17 protein-coding genes and 6 pseudogenes are annotated in these 24,683 nt (G+C 58.3%); 6 read left to right on the top strand and 17 right to left on the bottom strand.

Features of this window, described 5'->3' with window-relative positions:
* Positions 1-27: 27 nt before the first annotated feature.
* From pspA to pgsA, 3 genes are all read right to left on the bottom strand, one after another.
* The gene (gene pspA / locus MLPF_RS09265; protein WP_045842821.1) at positions 28-858 is read right to left on the bottom strand and encodes a phage shock protein PspA; all 831 of its coding nucleotides are present in this window, start codon (positions 856-858) and stop codon (positions 28-30) included.
* Positions 859-1,098: 240 nt separating this feature from the next.
* Positions 1,099-1,239 (bottom strand): hypothetical protein, encoded by a 141-nt coding sequence (locus MLPF_RS09260; RefSeq protein ID WP_236684922.1) that lies wholly within the window; start codon positions 1,237-1,239, stop codon positions 1,099-1,101.
* Positions 1,240-1,430: 191 nt separating this feature from the next.
* On the bottom strand, positions 1,431-2,012 hold the full coding sequence (gene pgsA, locus MLPF_RS09255; RefSeq protein WP_045842823.1) for a CDP-diacylglycerol--glycerol-3-phosphate 3-phosphatidyltransferase: 582 nt from the start codon (positions 2,010-2,012) through the stop codon (positions 1,431-1,433).
* Between the two features lie 84 nt (positions 2,013-2,096).
* Here pgsA and MLPF_RS09250 point away from each other — a divergent pair, with 84 nt between their 5' ends.
* Entirely contained in the window at positions 2,097-2,621 is a 525-nt protein-coding gene (locus tag MLPF_RS09250; protein WP_045842820.1) for an amino-acid N-acetyltransferase, read from the top strand.
* Between the two features lie 50 nt (positions 2,622-2,671).
* Here MLPF_RS09250 and MLPF_RS09245 read toward each other — a convergent pair whose 3' ends face one another.
* On the bottom strand, positions 2,672-5,239 hold the full coding sequence (locus tag MLPF_RS09245) for an FtsK/SpoIIIE family DNA translocase (RefSeq protein ID WP_236684920.1): 2,568 nt from the start codon (positions 5,237-5,239) through the stop codon (positions 2,672-2,674).
* A 92-nt stretch (positions 5,240-5,331) separates the two neighbouring features.
* Here MLPF_RS09245 and MLPF_RS09240 point away from each other — a divergent pair.
* The 4 genes and pseudogenes from MLPF_RS09240 to MLPF_RS09225 all read left to right on the top strand — a co-directional run bounded on the left by MLPF_RS09240 (position 5,332) and on the right by MLPF_RS09225 (position 8,883).
* Positions 5,332-5,646 (top strand): annotated as a pseudogene (locus tag MLPF_RS09240) (putative quinol monooxygenase).
* A gap of 54 nt (positions 5,647-5,700) precedes the next feature.
* Positions 5,701-6,483 (top strand): annotated as a pseudogene (locus MLPF_RS09235) (SDR family mycofactocin-dependent oxidoreductase).
* Positions 6,484-6,578: 95 nt separating this feature from the next.
* A pseudogene (locus tag MLPF_RS09230) lies at positions 6,579-7,324 on the top strand (SAM-dependent methyltransferase); the annotation flags it as partial.
* Positions 7,325-8,334: 1,010 nt separating this feature from the next.
* Entirely contained in the window at positions 8,335-8,883 is a 549-nt protein-coding gene (locus tag MLPF_RS09225; RefSeq protein WP_045843136.1) for a thioredoxin family protein, read from the top strand.
* Positions 8,884-9,238: 355 nt separating this feature from the next.
* On the opposite strand, the pseudogene MLPF_RS09220 reads toward MLPF_RS09225, so the two are convergent.
* The 12 genes and pseudogenes from MLPF_RS09220 to argC form a co-directional block, all read right to left on the bottom strand.
* Positions 9,239-10,029, bottom strand: a pseudogene (locus MLPF_RS09220) (CDP-diacylglycerol diphosphatase).
* Positions 10,030-10,469: 440 nt separating this feature from the next.
* Positions 10,470-11,621, bottom strand: a pseudogene (locus tag MLPF_RS09215) (beta-ketoacyl synthase N-terminal-like domain-containing protein); the annotation flags it as partial.
* A gap of 488 nt (positions 11,622-12,109) precedes the next feature.
* A complete protein-coding gene (locus MLPF_RS17535) occupies positions 12,110-12,355 on the bottom strand; it encodes a beta-ketoacyl-[acyl-carrier-protein] synthase family protein (protein WP_052696446.1) in 246 nt (81 codons plus the stop codon).
* A 339-nt stretch (positions 12,356-12,694) separates the two neighbouring features.
* Complete coding sequence (locus MLPF_RS17530) at positions 12,695-12,982, bottom strand: PE family protein (RefSeq protein WP_050039115.1); 288 nt, start codon at positions 12,980-12,982, stop codon at positions 12,695-12,697.
* Positions 12,983-13,150: 168 nt separating this feature from the next.
* Positions 13,151-14,563, bottom strand: coding sequence for an argininosuccinate lyase (argH, locus tag MLPF_RS09205; RefSeq protein ID WP_045843135.1), 1,413 nt, complete (start codon positions 14,561-14,563; stop codon positions 13,151-13,153).
* Between the two features lie 70 nt (positions 14,564-14,633).
* Positions 14,634-15,830, bottom strand: a complete 1,197-nt coding sequence (locus tag MLPF_RS09200) for an argininosuccinate synthase (protein ID WP_045843134.1) — start codon at positions 15,828-15,830, stop codon at positions 14,634-14,636.
* A 16-nt stretch (positions 15,831-15,846) separates the two neighbouring features.
* Positions 15,847-16,347: an arginine repressor gene (locus tag MLPF_RS09195; protein ID WP_045843133.1), complete on the bottom strand. Its 501-nt coding sequence runs from the start codon at positions 16,345-16,347 to the stop codon at positions 15,847-15,849.
* A gap of 2 nt (positions 16,348-16,349) precedes the next feature.
* Positions 16,350-17,270 (bottom strand): ornithine carbamoyltransferase, encoded by a 921-nt coding sequence (argF, locus tag MLPF_RS09190; RefSeq protein ID WP_045843141.1) that lies wholly within the window; start codon positions 17,268-17,270, stop codon positions 16,350-16,352.
* Positions 17,271-17,331: 61 nt separating this feature from the next.
* Positions 17,332-18,558 (bottom strand): acetylornithine transaminase, encoded by a 1,227-nt coding sequence (locus MLPF_RS09185; protein WP_045843140.1) that lies wholly within the window; start codon positions 18,556-18,558, stop codon positions 17,332-17,334.
* A 50-nt stretch (positions 18,559-18,608) separates the two neighbouring features.
* Positions 18,609-19,502 (bottom strand): acetylglutamate kinase, encoded by an 894-nt coding sequence (argB, locus tag MLPF_RS09180; protein ID WP_045843132.1) that lies wholly within the window; start codon positions 19,500-19,502, stop codon positions 18,609-18,611.
* 7 nt (positions 19,503-19,509) lie between these two features.
* Positions 19,510-20,724, bottom strand: coding sequence for a bifunctional glutamate N-acetyltransferase/amino-acid acetyltransferase ArgJ (gene argJ / locus MLPF_RS09175; protein ID WP_045843131.1), 1,215 nt, complete (start codon positions 20,722-20,724; stop codon positions 19,510-19,512).
* Entirely contained in the window at positions 20,721-21,764 is a 1,044-nt protein-coding gene (argC, locus tag MLPF_RS09170) for an N-acetyl-gamma-glutamyl-phosphate reductase (RefSeq protein ID WP_045843130.1), read from the bottom strand. Before argC ends, argJ begins: the two co-directional genes overlap by 4 nt.
* A 209-nt stretch (positions 21,765-21,973) precedes the next feature.
* Here argC and MLPF_RS09165 point away from each other — a divergent pair.
* Positions 21,974-23,192 (top strand): annotated as a pseudogene (locus MLPF_RS09165) (IS256 family transposase); the annotation flags it as partial.
* A 1,186-nt stretch (positions 23,193-24,378) separates the two neighbouring features.
* Here the strand turns inward: MLPF_RS09165 and MLPF_RS09160 are convergent.
* Positions 24,379-24,600: a PE family protein gene (locus tag MLPF_RS09160; RefSeq protein WP_045843129.1), complete on the bottom strand. Its 222-nt coding sequence runs from the start codon at positions 24,598-24,600 to the stop codon at positions 24,379-24,381.
* Positions 24,601-24,683 lie beyond the last annotated feature (83 nt).

Below are 24,683 nucleotides of genomic sequence, written 5' to 3'. Positions count from 1 at the left end.
GGCACAATCTCAAACCGCCTGCGTTGCCTACCGACCGAGAGGTTTGTCGGCAACGTGCACGTCGCTAGCGTGGTTGGCCACGATACTAGCCGGTGTACCTCCGGGAAACGCAACTGTACCGCCTGTCAGCAAAGCTTGGTTGCGCATCGACGCGCGGATCTGCTCTAGCCGCAAATGGCCGGCCATCTGCACACCGGCCTGTTCGATCTCGATCATGCAACCCGGCACGGAACCTTGTGCCAACTCAGCCGCACCGAGTGCGTTGACGTACCGACGTTCGATCTTTTCCCGAACCTCGTCGAGCGTCGGGGTATCGCCGGGCACCGCGATCTCACCCATCGACCGCAGCGAAGCGCTAACCTGCTCCTGCATCTTCGCCTGCTCGAGTTGGCTTAGCAGTTTTGTGCGCTCCGCGATTTTTTGCTGCAGCACTATCGCGTTCTGTTCGACAGCCTTTTTGGCTTGAGCCGCCGCTCGAAGCGCCTGGTCGTGCAACGTCTTGAGGTCCTCGACGCTCTGTTCGGCGGCCACCAGTTGAGCCGCGAACACCTCGGCGGCGTTATTGTACTCAGCAGCCTTAGATGCGTCCCCGGTAGCAGTGGCCTGGTCCACTAACGTCAGCGCCTGGCGCACGTTTACCTGAAGCTTTTCGATGTCCGCCAGCTGCCTGTTGAGCCGCATCTCTAGTTGCCGCTGGTTGCCGATCACCTGCGCAGCCTGTTGGGTCAGCGCCTGGTAGGTGCGCTGTGCTTCCTCAATGGCCTGCTGAATCTGCACCTTGGGGTCTGCATGCTCGTCGAGCTTGGCATTGAACAGCGCCATAATGTACTTCCACGCTTTCACGAACGGATTGGCCATGACTTAGCTCCGCCTTCGTTTCTTTTGTGCCGGATGGACCCCGCGCTTCTCCTGACGATCAATTTATCGGTTCAGCGCGGATCTCCCCACCCTGGGCAACTCCGATCCTACGGACCGGCACATTGGCCGCATTCGCGCCACCGTAACAACCCCACCTGGGGAATAACGACCTTGGTTCTGACGCCGATGGTGACGCCGCTTGGCACAGCTACCTAGTGCGGTCCAGGCTGTTGGTGCGGTCTAAGCTGCACGTACCGTATGCGCCATTCGTTCGCCGACGTCGATAAGCAGCTCTGACAACAGCATCTCCAAAGCGTCGCAAATCGCGTTGAGCAACTTACTGAAAAGCTCCTTGCGGGCGCGCTCAACCTCCAATATCACTCAACCTTCCGATATAGATGACCGAGGCTTCGCGCACGCGGAATCCAAACATCTCACGCAGCGTGCGACCCTGTGCGGTCCTGACCCGGCACAAAACGTCACCCAATAATCTCATGCAATAATGACGCCATCACTCTCTCGTCCGGGCAGTCACTAGATGAACGCAGATGGCCATGCTACGGCTCCCGCGATCAGCTGGCTGTCTGGTGAACTCCCCGAACAGCCCGGATTGCCCCAGCCACGTAGTCGACACCCGTGACCACCGTAAGCACGATCGCGGCGGCCATCACCACCGATGCTGCCAGGTGGAACGGCCCCGACAGCTGCGTCAAAGGCAGCAAGAACAGATCGATCGCTACTGCTTGAATCACGGTCTTGAGTTTGCCACCCCAACTTGCCGGAATGACCCCGCGGTGAATAACAGCCAACCGCAACAAAGTCACCCCAAGCTCGCGAGTCATTATCAGCACCGTGATCCACCACGGCAGGTCACTAAGCAGCGACAGTCCGATCAGCGCTGCCCCGATCAAAGTCTTGTCCGCTATCGGATCGACGAACGCGCCGAATTCGGTCGCCATGCCGTAACGGCGGGCCAGCAAGCCGTCCAACCGATCGGTAACGCAGGCAACCGTGAAGATCACAAAAGCCGCTACCCGCCCGACGATTTCGTGGCCATTCCCAGCGAACAAGGCGACCAAAAAAATGGGGACCAACACCAGCCGCAAGCCAGTCAGGATATTGGCGAGGTTGGTTAGACGGGTCCAGTATACCATCGAACCCGCTTTAGGCTGCCCCAACACAGCAAACAGAATAACGGTTGACAAGCTCGTGCGTCCCTGAAGTCGATACTGTTAACCGTGACTAAAAATTCACATAATTGCCTGCCGGTGGTCCGGCGCGCACGAACCTCCGATATCCCGGCGATCAAACAACTCGTCGACACCTATGCAGGAAAAATCCTGCTGGAAAAAAACCTCGTGACGCTCTATGAAGCCGTGCAGGAATTCTGGGTGGCCGAACACCCCGACATGCCGGGCAAAGTGGTCGGCTGCGGCGCGCTGCACGTGTTGTGGTCCGACCTCGGCGAAATCCGTACCGTCGCCGTCGACCCCACCATGACCGGCCACGGTGTCGGCAGCACAATCGTGAATCAACTACTCGAAGTCGCTCGCGAGCTGCAATTGGAGCGGTTATTCGTGTTGACCTTCGAAACCGAGTTCTTCAGCCAACACGGGTTCACTGAGATAGAGGGCACCCCGGTAACGGCCGAGGTGTTCGAAGAGATGTGCCGATCATACGACATCGGGGTCGCCGAATTCCTGGACCTAAGCTATGTAAAACCGAATACACTGGGCAATTCCCGCATGTTGCTGGTGCTGTGATCTTGTAAACTATTATTTATCAAACCCATCGGCGTCGGCACCGCCTCAAATCAGCGTCGAATCAGCGCCAACGTGGCTGCCAGCTCGTCTGGCTTCACCAACACCTCACGGGCCTTGGATCCTTCGCTGGGTCCCACGATGCTTCGGGTCTCCATCAAATCCATCAACCGGCCGGCTTTGGCGAAACCCACCCGCAGTTTGCGCTGCAGCATCGAAGTGGACCCGAACTGGCTAGATACCACCAACTCCACGGCTTGCAAGAACACATCCATGTCATCGCCGATATCGGAGTCGACGTCAGTGCGTTCACCGGCGATCTTAGCGGTGGTGACCCCTTCGGTGTATTCGGGTTCAGCCTGGTCTTTGCAGGCCATGACGACGGCGTGGATCTCCTCGTCGGTGACGAACGCACCCTGCAACCGGACCGGCTTGTTCGCACCCATCGGCAGGAACAGACCGTCACCCATGCCGATCAGCTTTTCCGCACCCGCTTGATCCAGAATCACCCGGCTGTCGGTGAGAGACGAGGTCGCAAACGCCAGCCGGGACGGCACGTTAGTCTTGATGAGCCCGGTGACCACGTCGACCGACGGGCGCTGGGTGGCCAACACCAGGTGGATCCCCGCGGCGCGGGCCTTCTGCGTGATCCGCACGATGGCGTCCTCGATGTCACGTGGCGCAGTCATCATCAAGTCGGCCAGCTCATCGACAATAGCCAAAATGTAGGGATAAGGACGGTAGACCCGCTGGCTACCCAGTGGAGCCGTGACCTCTCCGGACCGCACCTTCTCGTTGAACACGTCGATGTGGCGTACCCTCGACGCCTGCATATCCTGGTAACGCTGCTCCATTTCTTCGACCAGCCACACCAGTGCGGCTGCCGCCTTCTTCGGCTGCGTGATGATCGGGGTGATCAAGTGCGGAATGCCTTCATACGGCGTCAGTTCCACCATCTTCGGGTCGATCAGGATCATCTTGACCTCTTCCGGAGTGGACCGGGTCAGCAGCGACACCAACATGGAGTTGACGAAGCTCGACTTACCCGATCCGGTGGAGCCCGCGACCAACAGGTGCGGCATTTTGGCCAGGTTGGCCGAGATGAAGTTCCCTTCAATGTCCTTGCCCAACCCGATTACCAGCGCATGGTGGTCACGACGCGTCGAGGGTGCGGTGAGCACATCGGCCAACCGCACCGCTTCGCGATCGGTGTTAGGTACCTCGATGCCGACAGCGGACTTACCGGGGATCGGGGCCAACATGCGGACGCTTTCAGTGGCTACCGCATAGGCGATGTTCTTCTGCAGCGCGGTAATCTTCTCCACCTTGACACCAGGACCTAGCTCCACCTCGTAGCGGGTGACAGTCGGTCCTCGGGTGCAGCCGGTGACGGCCGCATCGACCTTGAACTGGGTGAGAACCGCATCGATCGCACTGGCCATGTGGTTATTGGCAGCGCTACGTTTCTTGGGCGGATCGCCGGCCACCAGCAAGCTCATGGACGGCAACGTATAGGAACCTGCGATGACTCGATCCAGCGCCTGGGTCTGGTGTTCCTCCGCGGATCGGGGGTTACGACGGTGACCCTTGGCGGTGCCAGCTTGCACGGCAGACTCCGTAGTGGTGGGAACGTCGTCCTGCAACGAAACCTCGGCGAGTTCGGTCGCCGGCCACCCCTGCGCCTCCTGTTCAGCGTCGAAATCCCTGGCTAAAGAGCCGTCGTAGTAATCGGAAACGTCTTCTGGCGGGGCGCCCGGAATGTCGTCGTATCGATACTCGGCATCGTATTGATTGTCATAGTCACGTTGGAAAAGCCCGGTACCGAACATGCCGCGCAGCATTTCGGGCACCTCGCGGATCGTGGTTCCGGTCAGAAGCAACAGGCCGAATAGCGCTCCAATAAACAACAATGGCGCAGCGATCCAGGCTGTCAACCCGTCCGACAGCGGTCCCCCGATGGCAAACCCCAGGAAACCTGCGGCACCCCTCCGCACCTCGGGGGTTTCCGGAGAACCCGACCACAGGTGCCGTAAGCCGAGAAACGAGAGAGCAATCAAGGTCACGCCTAAGATCAGCCTGGGCCGCGTGTCAGGATGGGGTTGAGTTCGCATCAACACCACTGCCACGGCAGCGATGACCAGCGGGAGCACGACGACAGCCGAGCCGATGAACATCCGCAACACGGCGTCCACCCACGCACCGATCGGCCGGGCAGCGTCGAACCATGAGCTGGCGGCGACGACGACAGCAAGACCCAGCAGAGCTAGTGCGATTCCATCGCGGCGATGTCCAGGCTCGATATCGCGAGCCCGCCCGATTGAGCGTGCCGCACTACCGACGCCCTTGGCCGCCATCAGCCAGGTCGCGCGCATGGCCCGGCCGCAGGTCAACCCCGTAGCCAGGAGCAGCGACTGATTACGTCGTTCGGCGGACCTGTTCCCTCTGGGGCGAAGCGGTACTGACCGTCGGCTTTGGGATACACCACGCGAGGTGGCCTTTAACCTGCTCGTTCGGTTGCCGGAGCGGACAACGGTCTTACTAGCCATAACAACGAGCCTAGTCGCAACTCCATCATCTGTACTACCCGCCACACTGGCAACACTCTGCTGCTTCCCGAGCATCCAAGTCGATTGTCAGCATGCGTGGGTAAAATGACGAACGGATGACAGACAAAAGTCACTCCGCCGTCCGCAGAGTGTCAGGAGACCACAAAATGCCCGTTGTCGTCGCCAGCCTCACGTTTAAGCCTGAGTCGATAGACACCGTCCGCGACTACCCTCACCCCGTGCCCGCAAAGATGTGCACGGCGAACAAGGCTGCCAGCTCTATGGACTGCACCACACTGACGAAACCTTACATGTTTGTCAAACACTGGGCCAATGCTGGAGCGCTCCAGACACATAGCAACGTTCCCGCGATAACCACGATGGTTACCGCGGCTTGCAAACACCTGGCCAGAGCAACAGATATCAAAATGCCGCAGGCCATTTTCGCGGGGAATCCGAGCAAAGGACAGCTACGCCGGTGAGCGACCGGCTCTTGGACGGCCCATGACGGGTCCGCTCGACAGGCAGTCGTACTCATTACCAGGGCGGCGCGTGGCCAAGGCCGTGCGCACGCGGTTCGAATCGAACTCGGCGGGGCGCACATTGCCGCCACCGTGTGCGATCAGATCGCCAACGCACTCTACCCGTTGGGCATCGCTGAAGATCTCGCGGCCACGATCAAGTTCGTCAAGGACGCCGGCGCACGCATCGTGGCCAAACAAAGCGACGCCCGCGATCGCGTGTCGCTGTCTGCCGCAGTGCAAGCAGGTCTAAATGAGTTCGTCCAGCTTGACATCGTCGTCACCAATGCCTGCGTCACTCCCCTGCAGACAGGTGCTGAGGTTGGCGCAATGTCATCGACGTCAACCTCACCGGCGTCTTCCAAACCGTATAAGTCGCGATACCGACCATGATCGAACAGGGCACACCAGCGGATCGATCGTGTTGATCAGTTTGTCCGCAAGACTGTGGCGGATAGGCAGCGCCGATGCCGGCGCTATCGCTACACCACCGCCAAGCACGGGATGGTCAGGTTGATTCGACTGTAAGCCAATCAGCTTGCACAGCAAACATGTGGGTTAACTCGGCGTATCCTTCCGGTGTCTACACCCCGATGATCAGCAATGAGTCCACGACAGTGGCTTGCCACCATAGCCACCGAGTTTGGTTCGTTGTCAGATATGAGCAACGCGCTTCCCATGCAAATCCTGCAGCCCGACAACATCGCCAATGCAGCAGCATAGCTGATGTTCGATCAGACTCACTATGTCACCGGCGTCACCCTGTTGGTCAATGCGGGCTTTGCAAATAGGCGGTAGGACCCCCGGAAGGGGGGGTGAAACTCGCGACACAGAAGGTTCTTGGCAGGCTCTTGGCCCGATGATATAGGTAGCCGTCGAACATAATAAACCACCTGGTTGACGACGACCTCGCGGACCTGTTTGTGCCGAAGCCACTGCGATGGCTCTCCGATGCTGCTACCCGATCGGACGTGTTCCATAACCTATTGATCAGCTCATCGGAAGGGTCGGGTCCCAGGCTGTGGGCCAATCTGAATCTGGCCTGCTGTAAACGTCTCATCGGCAACAAGCTCCAACATGGAGATACAGATATCGACGCGGTTGCCAGCCTCGGCGCCGGCTTGGACACCCGCGCTTACCGGTTGACGCGGCATGTCCGCATCCCGGGCTTCGTGGTAAACCTGCCGGTCAACGTCGCCAGGACAGCCAAGACGGTCCACCGCGTGCTGGGCACGCTACTGCTGTCAGTTCGTTTGATCGCATTGGACTTCGAACATGACGACTTGCTAACCTCGTTGGCCGAGCACAGCTATCTATCTCCCTGAGTACCGAGCGTTTTTCATCTCTGAAGACGTGACCCGAGTACCCTACCGAAGACGGTGTCCGGCGGGCATGGAAAAGTTTACGCGTGACCACACCGGGCAACCGATTAAAGTTTACCTATGTTCGCCGGGACTTCATCGATGAGACAAATCGGTTGGCAGCCGCACGCTGTATCGCACTGTCCTTCAGTGGCAGCAATTATGGCACTTTAGCTTACAGCTTGACGAGGTCGCGGGGTCTATCGTCGATTACGGCTGGCAGTTAGGTAGAACAGACCGGACCCGGTGAGCTTGCCCAGCACTATGTTGAGCCCACCGTGACAACAAATATAGTAATAGTAAGAGTTCGTCGTGACTTCATTTCATTTGTGGATTTCATTTGTGGACAAAGTTTTGTGGGCCTAAGAAGCTCCGGCCAAGGAGGCGTCGAGCACACTGACAAGGTATTTGCAGTAGGACCAACCGACGAGCACAGCCGGACCCCCTACTCTCCCTCGCTAATCTTTACATTGCGTATGACGGATTGATCAACCTGAGTCACGTCACAAAGTGTCCTGGTAGCAATCCAGGTCAGACTTGACGGAACCGTGATGCCCACTGGTACTTCCCTTTCGTATTTGGGAAGCGTAGAAGTCCGGTGTACTTACTGACGTGTTACCGGTAATTGAGACCGCGTTCCTTAGTAACGGGTACTCGCCACTATCAAATAATTTATCACCCTTGGGTTAAGCTCCGCTTAAGCCTGTCGCCTAGGAAACCGGTAGCTCTAGTATCAACTCATCCAAGCAGTAGTCTGATTCTACGGCACCGACCATGGATGACACATCCGGCGAGCGTGATGCTTGTCAAGCCCAAGGTACTGTGCATGTCCTAGGGAATCGCTTCTGACGTTTTGTCAGCCATGCGATTAACGCAGATTTGGTGCTCCATCACGATGATTTGGGGTCGTCGGCCAAAGGCCAAGCAAAGTCAAGGTTGTGCATCTGGTCGATGCATGTGTCCATCAGTGCTTTTTGTCCAGCAACCACAATCGCCCACAATCGCCGTAGCTCATCGTGAGGGCAGCGCTTGGCCCCCACACGGGGCTAGGTCAGTAAAGCCAGCGCGGTGAAGGCATCTGCGCTTCCCTTTTTCTTTGCGGTGACGGTGCCGTCGGTATGAAGTATTCAAAGCGCGCAAACACAAAGAACAGATGAAGCTGGGAAAAGGCTTGTGAAGAGCTGTATACCAACTTGGGTAGCCTGGACTCCCGCGTACGCGGTTTAGAACTTCATAGCCGCGCTCGACGAATCGAGGAAGTCCAGCTTGTGGAGCTACTCTGGCAAGTATGGCCATCGAGTCCACCATGCCCGCCCTCGGCACTCCAGCGCCGTCGTTCATACTGCTCGAACCAGCCTCCGGCGCCATGATCAGTCTCGACGAGCTCAAGGGTCAGGCGCTTGTCGTCACGTTTATCTGTAACCACTGTCCATACGTTCAGCACGTCGCTGCTGGGCTTGCTACTCTCGGTCGGGACCTTGCCGATCAAGACGTCGCGATCGTCGGTATCTCCAGCAATGACGTGATCACTTACCCGCAGGACGGACCCGATCAGATGGTCACCGAGGCCCGTCGCCACGGCTGGACCTTTCCGTACCTCTACGACGAGACCCAGGATGTGGCCCGCGCCTTCGCCGCGGCCTGTACGCCCGATACATTCGTCTTCGATAGCGAGCGTCGACTTGTTTACCGGGGCCAGCTCGACGACTCCCGCCCTAGCAATAACCTCCCAGTGACGGCGGCTGACGTCCGAGCGGCAGTCGACGCAGTGCTCGCAAGACGGCCGGTAGACCCCGACCAGAGGCCGTCGATCGGGTGTGGCATCAAGTGGCGTTGAGCCGAGCTGGCCGCGACGACGCGAGCTCCTCGAACTATACGCCCCGTTAAGTCTTGCGCGAAAGAAGACTCCTCTGGGCAGGTCCGATAAACTTCGCAGCATGGGGTGGCAGGATGTTCGAGGGTAGATGAATCGGGTCAATAGGCTTGTGGGGCAATATCTTCCGCTCTTTCTTATCTCCTCCTGCCTTGTCATGATCGGCCGAATGCTAAAAGGTGCCTGGATCCTGGTGCATGCTTAGGCGGCTGACTTAGTTCAGGTGGTGGTTCTCGGGAGCTGGTTTATCAACAAACCGGTAATGCTTTTCGTCCTCAGGCCATATGTTTTGTACTATGCAAAACGGACGGCGCGTACTCTACCCTCGGCCCTCCATGTCTAACTGTCCTGTCTAACGATGGAGCAGTTGTGGTCCTGGAGCTCTTCGGCTGCGATAGGCTGGTCTTCTGTTCCCTCGGCCACGAGCAGCAAGAATTGGTCCGGTGCGATGTTTGCAACCGCAACCGACGCGTGATCCATCGTATTGCCGTCAGCAGTTACCTTCTTGTGGACGTCCCGGAACAGGCTCTTGGACTCGAACGTGTTCCTGTTAACCGCTAGTGCTTGGTAAGTGTGAGCATGTAGAGTAAAAGAGAGTGGCCTCCAGTCAACGTAGTCATCCGAATTAACTTGCTTAAGGACCTCCGCTGTCGCCGGTGACACACATGATATGTGGATATGTAGCTGATCCTGTGTACGTGCGTTCTTCGGGTTGATTGCGAGGAATATGTCAGGCTCTGGCAGTGAGTTATCTAGGCGCGAACTGACGAAGGCTCGAGCGGCCCACGCGTTGTAAAGGTAGTTGGGGCTCGCGAACTCCTGCAAGGCAGGATCCTCAATTCCCGTGACACGATCAAGCGGGAGTAGGAGGTATTGGTTCGGATCATAGCTTGCTTTAAACAAAGCCGTTCCGCTCCGTTTATCGACCAATGTGCAAGGAGCGTAAGTGCCGGTACGTTGATAGCCGAGTTCGCAATGGTCGTGCACAATTTTCCACAGTGCATCGCGACTGGCTGCAAACGGGTTATTCGGCGGCATCGGCTCGGCCTCAGCAGTTGACGCACAGGTCAGCATCGCGATGGCCGCACACAGTAAGATACTTCGACGCAATAGCCGACCGTTGCTCGCTAGCTTGGTTCCGGCCGCCCTTATCGGTAACCAACGGGGGCCCCGAACGTAGTGCGGATCGTTCGTGTCATTACGTATTGTGTCGCTCCATTCCGATGTAAAGCTGCCAAACCGCCTAGGCAAAGTGACTAGCCCACCTTCGTCATCTTGTAGCGCGACACTACACTACATACCTATCCGGACGAGTGCGTGGTGACTCGCACACCGAAGGAAAGGAAGAGCCGCATCCTCCATGGCGCCAGCTCAATCCTTGATGGCAGTGTACATAGTGTGTTGAGATGTCACCGTTTTGTGTGACATCTCAACCACGTGTGAAGTGCGCAAGCGGCGGGTGGTTGTCAACGCTTGCTCATTATGTCGCCGTGACGTGTGTGGCGGAAGCCCAGTTCCAGAATCACATGCGTATTCGTGCCGCTAATACAAAACGACGACACCTCAGGCTGCCGCGGCCGACCTTCAAACGGCCACGATCGAGATTTAGTCAGCACCGACACCGCCCCCGACAGTCAATCCACATGCCGTCTCGCCTACATAGTCTTAATAAACCCCGGCCACCGCTTCCGCCACCGACGTATGACCGATATTGATTTGATCGACTCCAACCAGAACGGCCGATCTCGCCCAGAAGGAGCTCAACGAGCTTGCTCCTCAAATGGATCTTCTAACGTAGGTAGTAGCCTATTCCCATATCCCTCCATAACATCCGCATTCGCTGCACTCAAACCCCGCAACTAGCCAACGCCACCCGAATACCTCGCTGCTGCGACGAACCATTCGGTATCACCAATTCGTTGGAGGCACCATCACCTGATTAACCGCCGAGCCCCGCACCACCGGATGCCCCAACCGTGCGGTCCCGCCGGCGGCGCGATGAATGCCGCGGGGGCATCACCGAATCACACTCCCTCGACCGCAACAACTGCACCGCCAAATGTAACGCCACCAACGACGACGAACATGCCGTATCCGCCTACACCGCCGGGCCTTCTAAACCCAATACATACGCCACCCGCCCCGGACGCCATACTCAACGTTGAACTACGCAGTCGGTAGCACTCCAATTCTCCGGGCGCCCTGTTCTGCTCTCCGTAGGAACCAGGAAACACACCGGTTAACACTTCCGTCGCTGACCCCTGCAAGAAATTAAAGTCAATTTCCTTGTGCTCCAAAGGTTTCCAACGATCCCTCCAGCATCAACCGCTGCTGAGAATCCAGCATTTCGCTCGGCGCAACGCCAAAAAACGTGTTGTCGAAATCAGCAACATCCGTCCAGAACTCGCCGCAGTGAGTATATGACTTAATCCTATAGTGCCGGGATCCGCGCTAATTAGTTACATCAAAGCCCAGCTGTGATCGACCGGGAAGTCGGACACGACGTCGCGACTCGCAGTGACCACCTCCCACAACCTGTCGGGTGAGTCCACCACACTCGGATACGGGCAACCCATCCCACTATTGCCACCGGCTCAGCGTTCTAGATAGCTAGGTACTCGCGGGTTCTCTACGTTTGAGCCGCTCGTTTTCCTTGAATGCTCTTAGACGGTTCTGACGAGCTCTTCTTGATTGCTGTTCATCGGAACTGACCTTTCGTGCCGTTCAAGCTAACAGCTAAGCTAATCTAGTTCAAGACGGAGGTCGAATAACCTCGACTCCGCCACTCGCCACCAAAACTTTCGTCGTCCCATGCCGCCATTTCCTTAGAAAATGCGCTACAGAACAAAACAGAATCCGGGACCCGTCACCATAATCAACCTCCAGGCTATAGCTGGTGCGAAGCAACAATGTCCGACCTGCCGGCGCCAATCTGTTCTGGGCGGCGCTCTCCGACCGTGACTACCTCCGTTAGCAAAGAACGCACTGCCGACTAGACCTGCCAGAGATGACTTGTACCCCCGAGTAGGTGAGTGAACAAAACTCGATCGCGATGAGGACCGCGACGGCATCCGACGCCCTTTGCATCCAAGAACGGGACCGCGAGACCGGTAACCGTTGCCTTCACTATCACGTTGGTGTTCTGTGGTTGCAGACTCACATCGTCAAGCGTGCCAGCAAGTAGCTTCTCTCAGGCAAGATCCACGGCATGCCCGACGATAATCTGTTTTGCCGCGCCGAAATCGGTCAGCCTCGGATACCTCTCTAGCGGCACGGGCAGGTGACGACTATTCACCTCCGTGCTGGCGTGTAGTAGCTGCCGAACTATATCTTTGTAACCCGCGAAATCCGTTATGTTGAGGAACAATGCTGTGCACTCTCGCTGCGAATAGCGGTATGGGGACAACGCACCGAAAACACCTGAGATGACGCTCATGGTCCCACCTCTTCGGTCACAAAAACCCAGGAAGAACGGTTTGACCCGATCGCTTAGAGCTGAAACTCGCAGCCTGCCTAGACCTACTCGGCAAACAGTGGCAGATCAGCTGCTCACGCAGAATAGTGATCTCACGATGCCGAAACCTCACACTTTAACCGGCAACAGTCGGCCGGCGTGTCACTCAAGCCTAGCTGGACGCCCCCTTGCGCGCCGGGCTTTCCAAACACCTGCTCGGCAATGTCGCCGAAGCCATTCGTACCGTCGTTTCCCGCCATCGCCGATGAGTGAACGACTTAACAGCTCCTAGGTTGGCACGTTAACTAGGTTGGGCGCTTCCTACAACGGCAAGGCATTGGCGGCCTTCGTGGGCCGCATACCGCGCCCCCTCCACTGGCAGCTAATAGCGCACACGAACTGGTTATGAAACGTCGCTGCCTGCACACTCACCGCTTGATGTATCAAGGCGGATTCGGCAAACAGCGACGCTGTTGTTGCCGACATCTCGTCAGCAGCAAGCGCCAACATCCCCGTTATGGCAGTAACCGTCGCCAGGCTAGCAGCGTTTATTACTGATCCGATACTCGCCCAATCGTCAGTTGCTACTGCCAGCCTGTACAGTGCCACGATACAAGCAACATCGCCGTCTTCCCGACAACTCACCAGAAACTTTGCCGATCATCACCGCTGAACCACCACAATGAGCCGGATTATATTTGCGATCGCAATAGCACGTCTGTCGGTTTCCTTGATAAACATGCGCTGGCCATTATTTTCCTGGCCGAGGATGCAGCTCTAGCGCATTAAGAGCTGGCGCAACCGGTTTGCGCTCGCGCGGACCACAGTCAGTTGCTTGGCTGCTTGACTAGGTGCGGTGCCACCACGGGCCGCTCGCGACGACACCGAGCCCTCGATCGTTAGCACCTCGCGAACCTGCGGCGTCAGATTGGCGCTGATAGCAGCCAGTTCGTCGTCAGTCAGCTCTTCAAGTCCGACGCCGCGATCCTCAGCCACCCGCACCGCGGTACCCGCGACCTGATGTGCGGACCGGAAGGGAACACCTTGGCGCACAAGCCATTCAGCGATGTCGGTGGCCAGTGTATAGCCAGCAGGAGCTAAGGCAGCCATCCGCTCGACATTGAAAGTCAAACTGGCTACCAGACCAGCCATCGCCGGCAACACCAGCTCCAGCTGGGCCACCGAATCGAACACTGGCTCCTTGTCTTCTTGCAGGTCGCGGTTGTAGGCGAGCGGTTGAGCTTTCAGTGTCGCCAGCAACCCAGCCAAGTTTCCGATCAGTCGCCCAGACTTGCCGCGAGCTAGTTCAGCGATGTCCGGATTCTTTTTCTGCGGCATGATCGAGCTGCCAGTAGACCACGAATCATGTAACGTGGCATAGCCGAATTCGATCGAACTCCACAAAATAATGTCTTCGGCGAGCCGCGACAAGTCGACGGCGATCATGGCGAAGACGAACGCTGCCTCGGCTGCAAAATCGCGGGCGGCGGTCGCGTCGACGGAATTGTCGGCTGCGGCCGCGAACCCCAGGTCCTGGGCCATCGCATCCGGATCCAAGCCTAACGACGAGCCAGCCAGTGCTCCCGAACCGTATGGGGACACCGCGGCCCGCTTGTCGAAATCGACAATCCGGCCCACATCACGCAGCAACGGATGCGCATGCGCTAACAAATGGTGTGCCAACAGGATCGGCTGGGCAGACTGCAGGTGGGTCTTACCAGGCATGATGGCGCTCGGGTGCTCGGCTGCCTGGTGGGCCAGCGCATCGACGACCTCGAGCGCGCCGGCAGCGACTCGCCGCACCGCGTCGCGTAGCCACATCCGGAACAGCGTGGCCACCTGATCGTTGCGCGACCGGCCGGCTCGCAGCCGGCCGCCTAAGTCGGGGCCGACCCGATCGATCAGCCCGCGTTCCAACACGGCGTGCACGTCCTCATCGGTGACCAGAGGCAGGAAACTGCCGTCGGCAACGTCCTCAGCGAGGTTGTCCAACCCCGCTAACAACCCGTCGCGCTGCTCTTCATTGAGCAATCCGGCTCGGAATAACATTTTCGCGTGCGCCCGGGACGCGATGATGTCATAGGGAGCCAGCACCCAGTCGAAGTGGGTCGACTTGCTCAGAGCGACCAGAGCTTCCGAAGGGCCGGCGGCGAACCGCCCGCCCCACAATGAACCCTGCTTGGTACTCATTGGCCTGTCGCTCCACCCCAAATGTGGATCTGGCGACGCCCTGTCGGGGTGCTCAATTCACACTCGTACCTCACCGCAAGTCCCTACTTGCTGCGAGCTTCGACGGTAACCCGTACACGTAGACGAAGCCACGAGCAGAAGACTGATCGAAGGTATCCCCTTCGTCGTAGGTGGCCAAATTAAAATTGTATAGGGATTCGGCACTGCGCCGTCCATTCACCGCAATATGGCCGCCATGCAACACCATTCGGACTTCACCGGTAACGTGTTGTTGCGTAGCTGCGACAAAACTTTCCAGTGCGGCTTTCAGCGGCGAATACCACAATCCATCATACACCAGTTCGGCCCAGCGTCGATCGGTCTGACGCTTGAAGCGTCCCAACTCGCGCTCGAGCGTGACGTGCTCGAGCTCGGCGTGCGCGGTGATGAGAACCATCGCTCCGGGCGCCTCGTAGATCTCACGGCTCTTGATGCCTACCAGCCGGTCTTCGACAACGTCGAGACGCCCGACGCCCTGCGCACCAGCGCGTCGGTTAAGTGCCTCGATGGCGCCCAGCATTGACACCGGATTGCCGTCAATAGACACCGGCACTCCGTGCTCGAACCCGACGATCACCTCGTCGGGCGTGTTCCAATTGACGGTGGGGTCGTCAGTGTAGGAGTAGACGTCTTTGGTAGGCGCGTTCCACAGGTGTTCCAGGAAGCCGGTTTCCACTGCGCGGCCCCACACATTCTGGTCAATCGAGAACGGTGAACGTTTGGTGACATTGATGGGGATGGCGTTCTCTTCGGCGAACGCGATCGCCTTCTCTCGTGTCCATGCGTAGTCGCGTACCGGCGCCAATACTTCGAGATCCGGTGCCAGCGAGGCGAATCCGACTTCGAATCGGACTTGGTCGTTACCCTTGCCGGTGCAACCGTGAGCGACGATGCCGCCACCGTGCGCACGCGCGGCAGCGACCACGTGCTTGACGATCAGCGGCCTGCTGATCGCAGACACCAACGGGTACCGATCCATGTACAGTGCGTTGTTCAAGACAGTGGGCAAGCAATAGCCCTCAGCGAACTCGTCACGGGCATCCACAACTATAGCCTCAACGGCGCCACAGTCCAACGCCCGTTGACGTACGACCTCCATGTCCTCGCCGCCCTGGCCGAGATCAATCAACACTGCCACGACCTCACGGCTGGTCTCTTTACCGATCCAGTGGATCGCCACCGAGGTATCCAGCCCCCCCGAATACGCCAAGATAATGCGGTCTGGCATCAACCAACTCCCTTATCTATTTCAGGCTTTCGAGAACAGTGGCCAACTCGGAGCCAGTCATCGGCTCACGGGCGGCCACGAAGACGGTGTCGTCACCAGCGACGGTACCGACCACGTACGGTAGTGCTGCACGGTCAATCGCGCTGGCCAGGTAGTCTGCGGCGCCAGGTGGAGTGCGCAGCACGGCGAGGTTCGCACTGGAGTCGGCGGATACCAGCAGCTCGCTTAGCAGCCGGGACAGTCGCCCGGTACCTCCGGACACGCCACGCACCGGGCTGCCATCTTCGGGAACAACATAGACCCCAACGCCACCATCTGCACCGCGCAGTTTCACAGCGCCGAGCTCCTCGAGATCTCGTGACAGCGTGGCCTGGGTGACATCGATGCCGTCATCGGCGAGTAGCGTCGCCAATTCGCTTTGACTGCGCACCGATGCCGACGACAAGATCGCCACAATGCGAGCCTGTCGCCCCGCCCGAGTGGTCTCGTGTGTGGTCTTCGAAGCGCCGTGGGTCATCGTTACCGTTCCAGCAGCCACACCAACAGTGCTTTCTGCGCGTGCAGCCGGTTTTCGGCCTCATCCCAGACCGCGCTGGTCGGTCCGTCCATCACCTCGTCGGTGATCTCGTCACCGCGGTGAGCCGGAAGGCAGTGCAGCACAATAGCTTCAGAGTCTGCCAATCCCATGAGTCGAGCATTGATCTGGAACGGCCAAAACGACTTGACTCGGTCCAACCCGTCGTTCTCCTGTCCCATCGACGTCCAGGTGTCGGTGACCAAAACATCGGCGCCCGCAGCGGCCGCGTCCGCGTCGACAGTAACGGTCACCGACGCGCCAGTCGTCTCCGCACGCTTCCTAGCCGCAGCCAGTACCGACGGATCTGGTGTAAAACCTACTGGGGCCGCGACGGTGACGTGGATACCTGCGGTGACCGCACCGAGCATCAACGAATGAGCCATGTTGTTGGCCCCATCGCCGAAGTAGGACAGTCGTAAGCCGTTCAATGAGCCCTTGCGCTCGGCGATAGTCTGCAGATCGGCCAGCACTTGGCACGGATGGAACTCGTCGGAAAGCGCGTTGACCACCGGTACCGCCGCGGTCGCGGCCACAGTATCAAGCCGGTCTTGCCCGAAGGTCCGCCAGACGATGGCATCGACGTAGCTGGACAACGCCCTTGCCGTGTCCTGCAAGGTCTCGTCACGACCCAGTTGAGTGCTGAGCCCGTCAACAACAACGGCATGCCCACCGAGCTGCGCAATACCTATATCGAATGAGAACCGAGTTCGCGTGGAGTTCTTGTCGAAGATGACCGCAACCCCACGCGGGCCCTCAAGAGGACGGCGGCTGAACGGGGCCTTCTTCAGGTCTGCAGCGAGCGCCAGAACGTCGGCTTGTTCAGTCGGCGACAGATCGTCATCACGCAAAAAATGCCTAGTCAACTGCGCCGCTCCTCTCCCCCGCAAGCGGGAAGCGCCTTCCACATCGCTTCTTTCTGCATCGTCACCGGCGCTGCCCTGCCCTTTTCCCCAGCTCAGCTACGGTGACATCCAAAATGCCTGGCAAAGCAGTGATGAAGCTGTCAATCTGGGATTCGGTGATGATCAGCGGCGGGGTCAACCGGATGACCCCTGGTGCTGTGGCGTTGACCAAAAACCCAGCGTCGCGCGCGGCTGTTTCGATCTCTTTGGCCCGGGGCACAGTCAACACAATGCCCAATAGCAAGCCGCGGCCACGTACCTGGTCAATCAGCGGGTTCCTGAGAGATTCGATGCCGCTGCGTAGTGAATCGCCCAACACCTCGGCACGCCGGACCAGGTCCTGGGTCGCCAGTACTCGCAGCACTGCAAGTGCCGCCGCGGTGCAGACTGGGTTGCCGCCGAAGGTGCTGCCGTGCAGCCCCAGCGTCAACAAATCCGCCGCCGGCCCGGTGGCCAGGAACGCCCCGATCGGCAGTCCGCCGCCGAGGCCCTTGGCCAGTGTCACCACGTCCGGGGTGATGCCGTCGTGTTGGTGAGCGAAAAAGGCACCAGTACGACCCATTCCGGTCTGCACCTCGTCGATTACCAGCAAGGCGCCGTGCCGTGTCGTTATATCCCGGGCAGCAGCGAGGTAGCCCTCAGGAGGGACGATGACACCGCTCTCCCCCATGATCGGCTCCAGGAACACGGCAGCGGTGTCATCGTCGACCACAGCGGCCAGGGCATCGACCTGACCGTAGGGTACATGCGTGACATGGCCGGGCAATGGCTCAAACGCCGCCTGCTTGGCGGGTTGCCCGGTCAACGCCAGCGAGCCCATCGTCCGGCCGTGGAAAGCTGCTTGCGCAGCAACCAGTTTTGTGCGGCCCGTGAGCCGAGACAGTTTGAACGCCAGCTCGTTGGCTTCAGTACCAGAGTTACAGAAGAACACCCGCGTTCGTGTGTCAGCACCCAGTAGGGCGACCAATTCTTCAGCTAGCGTGATACCCGGTTCAGTGGCATACAGGTTGGACGTGTGGCCCAGGGTGGCCATCTGATGTGTGACGGCTTCGATAACCGCGGGGTGGCAATGGCCGAGCACATTGACCGCGATGCCGCTAAGCAGATCCAGGTAGGTATTGTCGTCCACATCGGTGACTACGGCGCCGTTACCTCTGGCCAGCACGATCGGTGGGGTGCCATAGTTGTTTGTCATCACGGTTTCCCAGCGCTGCCGCATAGTCGCAGTGTTGGTCTGTGTCTGGGTCATGGGCGCCGTTCCTCCCCCATCACCTTTCTCTGCATCGTCACCGGCGCGCGTCATACGCTCACCACCTTGGTGCCGGTGCCCTCGTCGGTGAACAACTCCACCAACACGCAGTGTTTGACTCGCCCGTCGATGACGTGCGCGCTGGGCACGCCGCCGGTGACGGCCCGCAGACACGCTTCAACCTTGGGAACCATGCCCGCTTCCAGCGTAGGTAGCAGTTGCGCGAGTGCGGCAGAGTCGATTTCGTTGACCAGCGAATCTCGTTCTGGCCAGCGGGTGTACAAACCTTCGACATCGGTGAGCATCAACAATTTTTCGGCTCCTAACGTTTCGGCTAGAGCCGCTGCAGCGGTGTCGGCATTGATGTTGTGCACCACGCCGTCGCGATCCGGCGCAAGCGTCGACACCACTGGAATACGGCGGGCAGAAATCAGATCGAGCACCGCGGCAATGTTGACCTGATCGATGTCTCCAACCAGGCCGATGTCGGTCGCCATACCTTCGACAGTGACACTGCGCCGACCAGCGGTGAAAAGTTGTGCGTCCTCGCCGGTGATGCCTACCGCGTAAGGACCGTGCGCGTTGATCAGGTTGACCAGTTCACGGCCCACCTGCCCGAACAACACCATCCGCGCGACATCGAGCACTTCCGGTGTGGTGACCCGGAAGCCACCCTTGAAGTCACCTTCAATGCCAAGCCGACGTAGCATGGCGGTGATCTGTGGTCCGCCGCCATGCACAACGACCGGATGGATACCGCAGTTGCGCAGAAACGCCATGTCAGCGGCGAACGCGCGCCGCAGCGTGTCGTCGGTCATGGCATTGCCGCTGTATTTAACCACAACCACCTTGCCGTGCAACTGCTTCAGCCACGGCAGGGCTTCGGCCAAGACCTCCGCCTTAACTTGAGTCGACAATGCTTCGACGTCGCCGGTGCGGTTCATCAGACAGTCACGAACTGTAAACCGAATTTTCTTCGACATAGGTGTGCGACAGGTCGGTGGTCCGGATAGTGGCAGAGGCGTTGCCGACGCGGAGGTCGACAGTGATATCGATATCAGCCGTTGAGAGGTCCACGTCGCGTGCGCGCGGAGTACCGACTCCATCTATACACACCGCAGCGCCGTTGAACAACACACAGATTCGATCAGGGTCAAGTGTGACCGGTGCCATGCCAACGGCAGCAAGCACCCGCCCCCAGTTGGGGTCTGAACCGAATACCGCGATCTTGACCAGGCTATCGCGGGCTATCATCCGAGCGGCGACCAGCGCGTCGTTGTCGCTAGCGGCACCGATGACGGTCACGGCGACGCGCTTGGTAACGCCCTCAGCGTCGGCTTGTAACTGTGCGCACAAGTCGTCACAGGCATGCCGTACAGCGTCGTCGAGATCTGCCTGCGGCGGAGTGATCCCGCTGGCGCCGGATGCCAGCAGCAGCACAGTGTCGTTGGTGGAACAGCAGCCATCAATGTCGAGTCGATCAAATGTATGGGCAGTGGCGCGGCGCAACGCCTGATCAAGTGCCCCTGGCTCGACGACCGCATCGGTGGTGAGCACACACAACATGGTGGCCAGGGACGGCGCCAGCATACCCGCGCCTTTGGCCATTCCGCCAACCGTCCACTTGTTACAATGGTACACAGCAACCTGCTTAGGCACAGTGTCGGTGGTCATGATGGCGTGGGCGGCATCGTCACCTCCGGTCAGCCCAGCAGCCATCTTGCGCACGATCGTACGAACACCGGAGAGTACTTTGTCCATCGGCAGCCGGTCACCGATCAGCCCAGTGGAGCAGACGGCAACTTCGATCGCCCCGGTTTCGGTTCCCCAATCCGACAATGCTGCGGCGACCGCCTCTGCGGTGGTGTGGGCGTCCTGGAAGCCCGCGGGTCCAGTGCAGGCGTTAGCGCCACCGGAATTTAGAATTACTGCACGCAGTTGACCGGTGCTCAGCACCCGCTGTGTCCACAGCACCGGGGCAGCCTTGACCTTGTTGCGGGTGAATACTCCAGCGGCTGCATAGTCGGGCCCTTCGTTGAAAACCAAGGCAAGGTCCGGGGCTCCCGATACCTTGATCCCGGCAGTGATACCAGCGGCCTGAAAGCCCGCAGGGGCGATGACGCCCTGTGCGCGCAGCAGCTGCGTCTCATTGACTATTTCGGTCACGGTGCCATCCCAACCACTGAAAGACCCTCTGCTTCCGGCCAGCCCAGCGCTAGGTTCATCGACTGAACAGCAGCGCCAGCGGTGCCCTTGACGAGATTGTCGATCGCCGAGATCGCGATGAACGTGTCAGCAGCTTCGTCCACCGCAACAGCGATATGTGCCGCGTTGCTGCCGATCACCGCGCCGGTGCGAGGCAACTGCCCCTCCGGCATCAGGTAGACGAAAGGCTCTACGTGATATACTTTCTCGTAGGCAGCGCGCAGCTGCGATAGCGACGAAGCAGTGCGCGCAGTGCAAGTGGCCAGGATGCCGCGGGAAGTAGGGATGACCACTGGGGTGAAGCACACAGTGATGGAACGATCGGTCACCGTCTGCAGCCCCTGTGTGATCTCAGGGATGTGTCGGTGGGTGCCACCAATGTTGTAGGCTTGCGCCGACCCGATGACTTCCGAGCCGAGCAACTCGGACTTGGTCGCTCGACCGGCTCCGGAAGTGCCGCTCACCGCGACCACCGTCACGGCGGGTTCTATAAGGTCCTCCGCCATTGCGGGTAGCAACGCCAGTAGGACGGCAGTCGGGTAGCAGCCGGGAATAGCTATCCGGCGTGCCCTTCGTAACCGTTCTCGACCGCCAGGCAGCTCTGGTAACCCGTACGGCCAGCTGCCGGCATATGGAGATCCGTAGAACCGCTTCCAGGCACCGGCGTCAGTGAGTCGGAAGTCCGCACTGCAGTCGATGATCAGGGTTTTTGGACCCAGTCTTTCGGCCAGCGCTGCCGAATGTCCGTGCGGCAAGCTAAGAAAAACAACGTCGTGGCCAGCCAGAACGGTCAACTCAGTAGATTCGAGTACTCGATGAGCCAGCGGCGTCAGGTGCGGATGGTGCTCGCCGAGCGTGTCACCCGAACTGGCCGCGGCGGTCAGCGTGCCGATCGTCAGCCGATCGTCGGCGTACGCCGGATGCCCAAGTAGCAGCCGAAGGATCTCGCCGCCCGCGTAACCACTGGCACCGACAACCGCCACTCTTATCGCGTAGGCCACCTTGTAGATGATGCATGATTATGCATCATCTTGCAAATCCACTCCGCACCAGTTCAACTAAGCTCCGCCTTACTGGATGAGTGAGCATGATATCGGATCACAATGATCGAAAGCTGTTGATGGTTGGAAGAGAATACCTTCCCAGGTGATCCGTAAGCAGGTTTTGATCAAGTCCAGCGGAGCCAACGCTGGCGATAAAGCAATCCCCCATGCTCACGGTAGTTCAGGACGTCGCCGTATCCAATACGGGCTGTGCGTTTGCGGCTGGGTCGCTGTTGGATGAGATTGTGCGCCAGATGCTGGCGGCAGCGTTGACCGTCTTAGGTTGAGGCTTATATCGATGCCTACGCCGAAGACGGACATAGAATAGATTTTATTAGTGGTGCGGAACAGCTACCACAACGAGCACACCGTATTGACTGCTGCTGGTGCAGTGGTCATGACCGCGCCAGTGGGTCGGCGACAAACATGTTGACCCTGAAAACGTTGAACATCAACGATTTTCCTAGACGATCCTGCCGGCATGGGGCTGTAAGTCACCGCAGACCAGGGAAGTGCTGCCACTGTGGTCTTGCATGGGTTTGTCCACGGACGATTTCGTCCCAGTGCTAAAGCAGTTCCTGGGTACGGGAGCGGGAGTGTCGGTTGTCCCGATCACTCGGCTCACCAGCTATTGGCCTATTGGCAGGCCGAAGACCACCCATTCTCCGACAGCGATCTCTCCAGGGCTGACTATCTCTAGCTTTCAATCGATGAAATCCACCTCAAAGTCCGCTTGAAACAGGACAACTCTAGCCTGTTGGTTATGCATGGAGTGCGTACTGGTGGCCGCAAGAAACCGGTTGCTCTGGCCGATGAGTTGCGGGAATCAGTGGAATCATGGGCTGATCTGCTGCGCGATTACCGCCTCCGTGGGATAACCGCACCGGTACTGGCGGTCGGCGACAGGGCGTTAGGGTTCTGGAAAGTGATGCGCGAAGTGTTCCCAGCCACCCGTGAGCAGCGGTGCTGGCTTCACAAACAGGCCAACGTCCTTGCTGCCCTATCCAAGTCAGCGCATACGACAACGTCGGCGGCGTTCAAAAATATCTACAACGCCGAAAGACATCGACAAAACCGCACATCGCGATCAAGACCTTCGCCATAGATTACGACGGTAAGTATCCCAAAGCGGTAGCCGAGGACGCGACGTGTTCTTGGAATTCTGCAGATACCTTGTCAAGCACTGGATCCATCTACGAACCACCAACCCCCTTGAAAACACCTTCGCCACTGTCCGTGTATGGACCAAGGTCACCAAAGCGCTTGGCTCCCGCGCCGCGGGAATCGCCATGGCCTACAAGCTACAAGTTCACCAGGCCACCCTGGCCCGCACCAACGCTGTCCTTCCGCAGAGCAAAGCTACTCGAATGGCCCCACAACATCACATTAGTCGCCAAAACCATACAACACCGGATCAGGAGTTTCCTAGCTAATAACAAGTCTACCCGATTAACAGTCTTTTGGCTGAAAACCAGCGGTGTGAGATACCCCCAGAATGGAGTGTTTCCGGTCCGTGCTGTTGCCGCACCTAGCCCGAGTTCAAGACGACATGGCTTGGCCGGATTTGCGTTCTCGTTCTGCATGCTGCCGTCATCACTGTGGTTACTGCCACCCGGTCCACGTCATGGAAAGCCAAGACCGTGGGTGCTGTGATAGTCCGGTTCGGGAAGCCCACCAAATTACAATAATTCGAGTACACACAGTTATACGAGAAGAAGCCATTCTTCGACTCGGTGCTGCTGTATTACGACAACGGAATGTATGCCATATTGTCCGAAAGTGAACACTACTACGGGACGTATGTGATGCAAGGGAACTGAACTGACCCAACTGACACAGTTAATTTCATATCGCTACTATCGCAAGATTGGTCAGATATTTAGTGTCCTTCACACTCAGGCAATCGGACGGCTTCACCACATTTGACAACATAGTTAATGACCCAACCCAGTTGGCCTGGTAATCAACGCAAAAACTCGAGTAACGATTAACACTGGTGGCTAACCTCACTCCTGCACAACCTCAGCCACGTCTGGTGCCTCAATAAGCCAATTCTACTCGCGTTAACAGCCACCCGCCAAGACTTCCCACAACGTTCAATGACCCATCAATATCAATCGGCTGCACATAAGCATTAACATCCAACCGACAGGATTTCACAATTCCCCTCGTATCGGATGGTCCCGGAGAAGCGGTATTGCGTCATTTCGCCGTTCGAGCCGCCAAGCACAATCCGGTACGCGTGCCACACGCGGACAATTGCCGACCTATAACCCTAATCGCTGCACCAGTATCATCTGCGGCGATCTTGACGTCGCGGACAGCCGGAACAAACAGCAAACCCCATAATAACAGCCGACGCAACCAAACATCAGATGGTTAACACCAGGCACGAACTCAACACCGGTGGTCCCAAGCAGACCAGGCCCTCCTAGGGCATTCTGTCTAGCCGACGCAAACGACAGGCGAAAAAGCTGCACAACTGCACTACCCGGCAGACCAGGTCCAGACAACGCACTTCCTGAGTCAGTATAATGACTACAGTACCTTGAACGAGGTGGACAGCGTCACTCTACTGCACAGCGATTTCAGCTGCAGCGTTGACCGCTTCGGAGCTGAGATACGCTGTCCATATCGGCCATAGCAAGGTGACAAACTCGTCATGAAACACGGTCACTTGGGCGTTGAAAACTTGCAAACTCCAGCCGAAGTCACCGAACAGCGTCGAGCGAATACCCGCCAAACCCTGAACCACAGATTCAATCTGCTCCGACAGCACACTCAGGAACGACATATCTAGTTCCCCTCGACTTACTACGACAATTAAGGCAGACCGACAATATGAAATATTTCACTTCTCGCAGGAAAACCTGCATT

The sequence above is a fragment of the Mycobacterium lepromatosis genome (assembly GCF_000975265.2).
GTDB classification, from domain to species: Bacteria; Actinomycetota; Actinomycetes; order Mycobacteriales; family Mycobacteriaceae; genus Mycobacterium; species Mycobacterium lepromatosis.
Note: the sequence above shows the minus strand (reverse complement) of the source record. Positions and strands in the feature narration are given on the sequence as shown.

Bases quoted from the DNA above. Each gene is read 5' to 3' on its own strand.
- pspA (WP_045842821.1), bottom strand. From the start codon at position 858: ATGGCCAATCCGTTCGTGAAAGCGTGGAAGTACATTATGGCGCTGTTC.
- pgsA (WP_045842823.1), bottom strand. From the start codon at position 2,012: ATGGTATACTGGACCCGTCTAACCAACCTCGCCAATATCCTGACTGGC.
- MLPF_RS09245 (WP_236684920.1), bottom strand. From the start codon at position 5,239: ATGCTCGGGAAGCAGCAGAGTGTTGCCAGTGTGGCGGGTAGTACAGAT.
- MLPF_RS09225 (WP_045843136.1), top strand. From the start codon at position 8,335: ATGGCCATCGAGTCCACCATGCCCGCCCTCGGCACTCCAGCGCCGTCG.
- MLPF_RS17535 (WP_052696446.1), bottom strand. From the start codon at position 12,355: ATGAGCGTCATCTCAGGTGTTTTCGGTGCGTTGTCCCCATACCGCTAT.
- argH (WP_045843135.1), bottom strand. From the start codon at position 14,563: ATGAGTACCAAGCAGGGTTCATTGTGGGGCGGGCGGTTCGCCGCCGGC.
- MLPF_RS09200 (WP_045843134.1), bottom strand. From the start codon at position 15,830: ATGCCAGACCGCATTATCTTGGCGTATTCGGGGGGGCTGGATACCTCG.
- MLPF_RS09195 (WP_045843133.1), bottom strand. From the start codon at position 16,347: ATGACCCACGGCGCTTCGAAGACCACACACGAGACCACTCGGGCGGGG.
- MLPF_RS09185 (WP_045843140.1), bottom strand. From the start codon at position 18,558: ATGACCCAGACACAGACCAACACTGCGACTATGCGGCAGCGCTGGGAA.
- argB (WP_045843132.1), bottom strand. From the start codon at position 19,502: ATGAACCGCACCGGCGACGTCGAAGCATTGTCGACTCAAGTTAAGGCG.
- MLPF_RS09160 (WP_045843129.1), bottom strand. From the start codon at position 24,600: ATGTCGTTCCTGAGTGTGCTGTCGGAGCAGATTGAATCTGTGGTTCAG.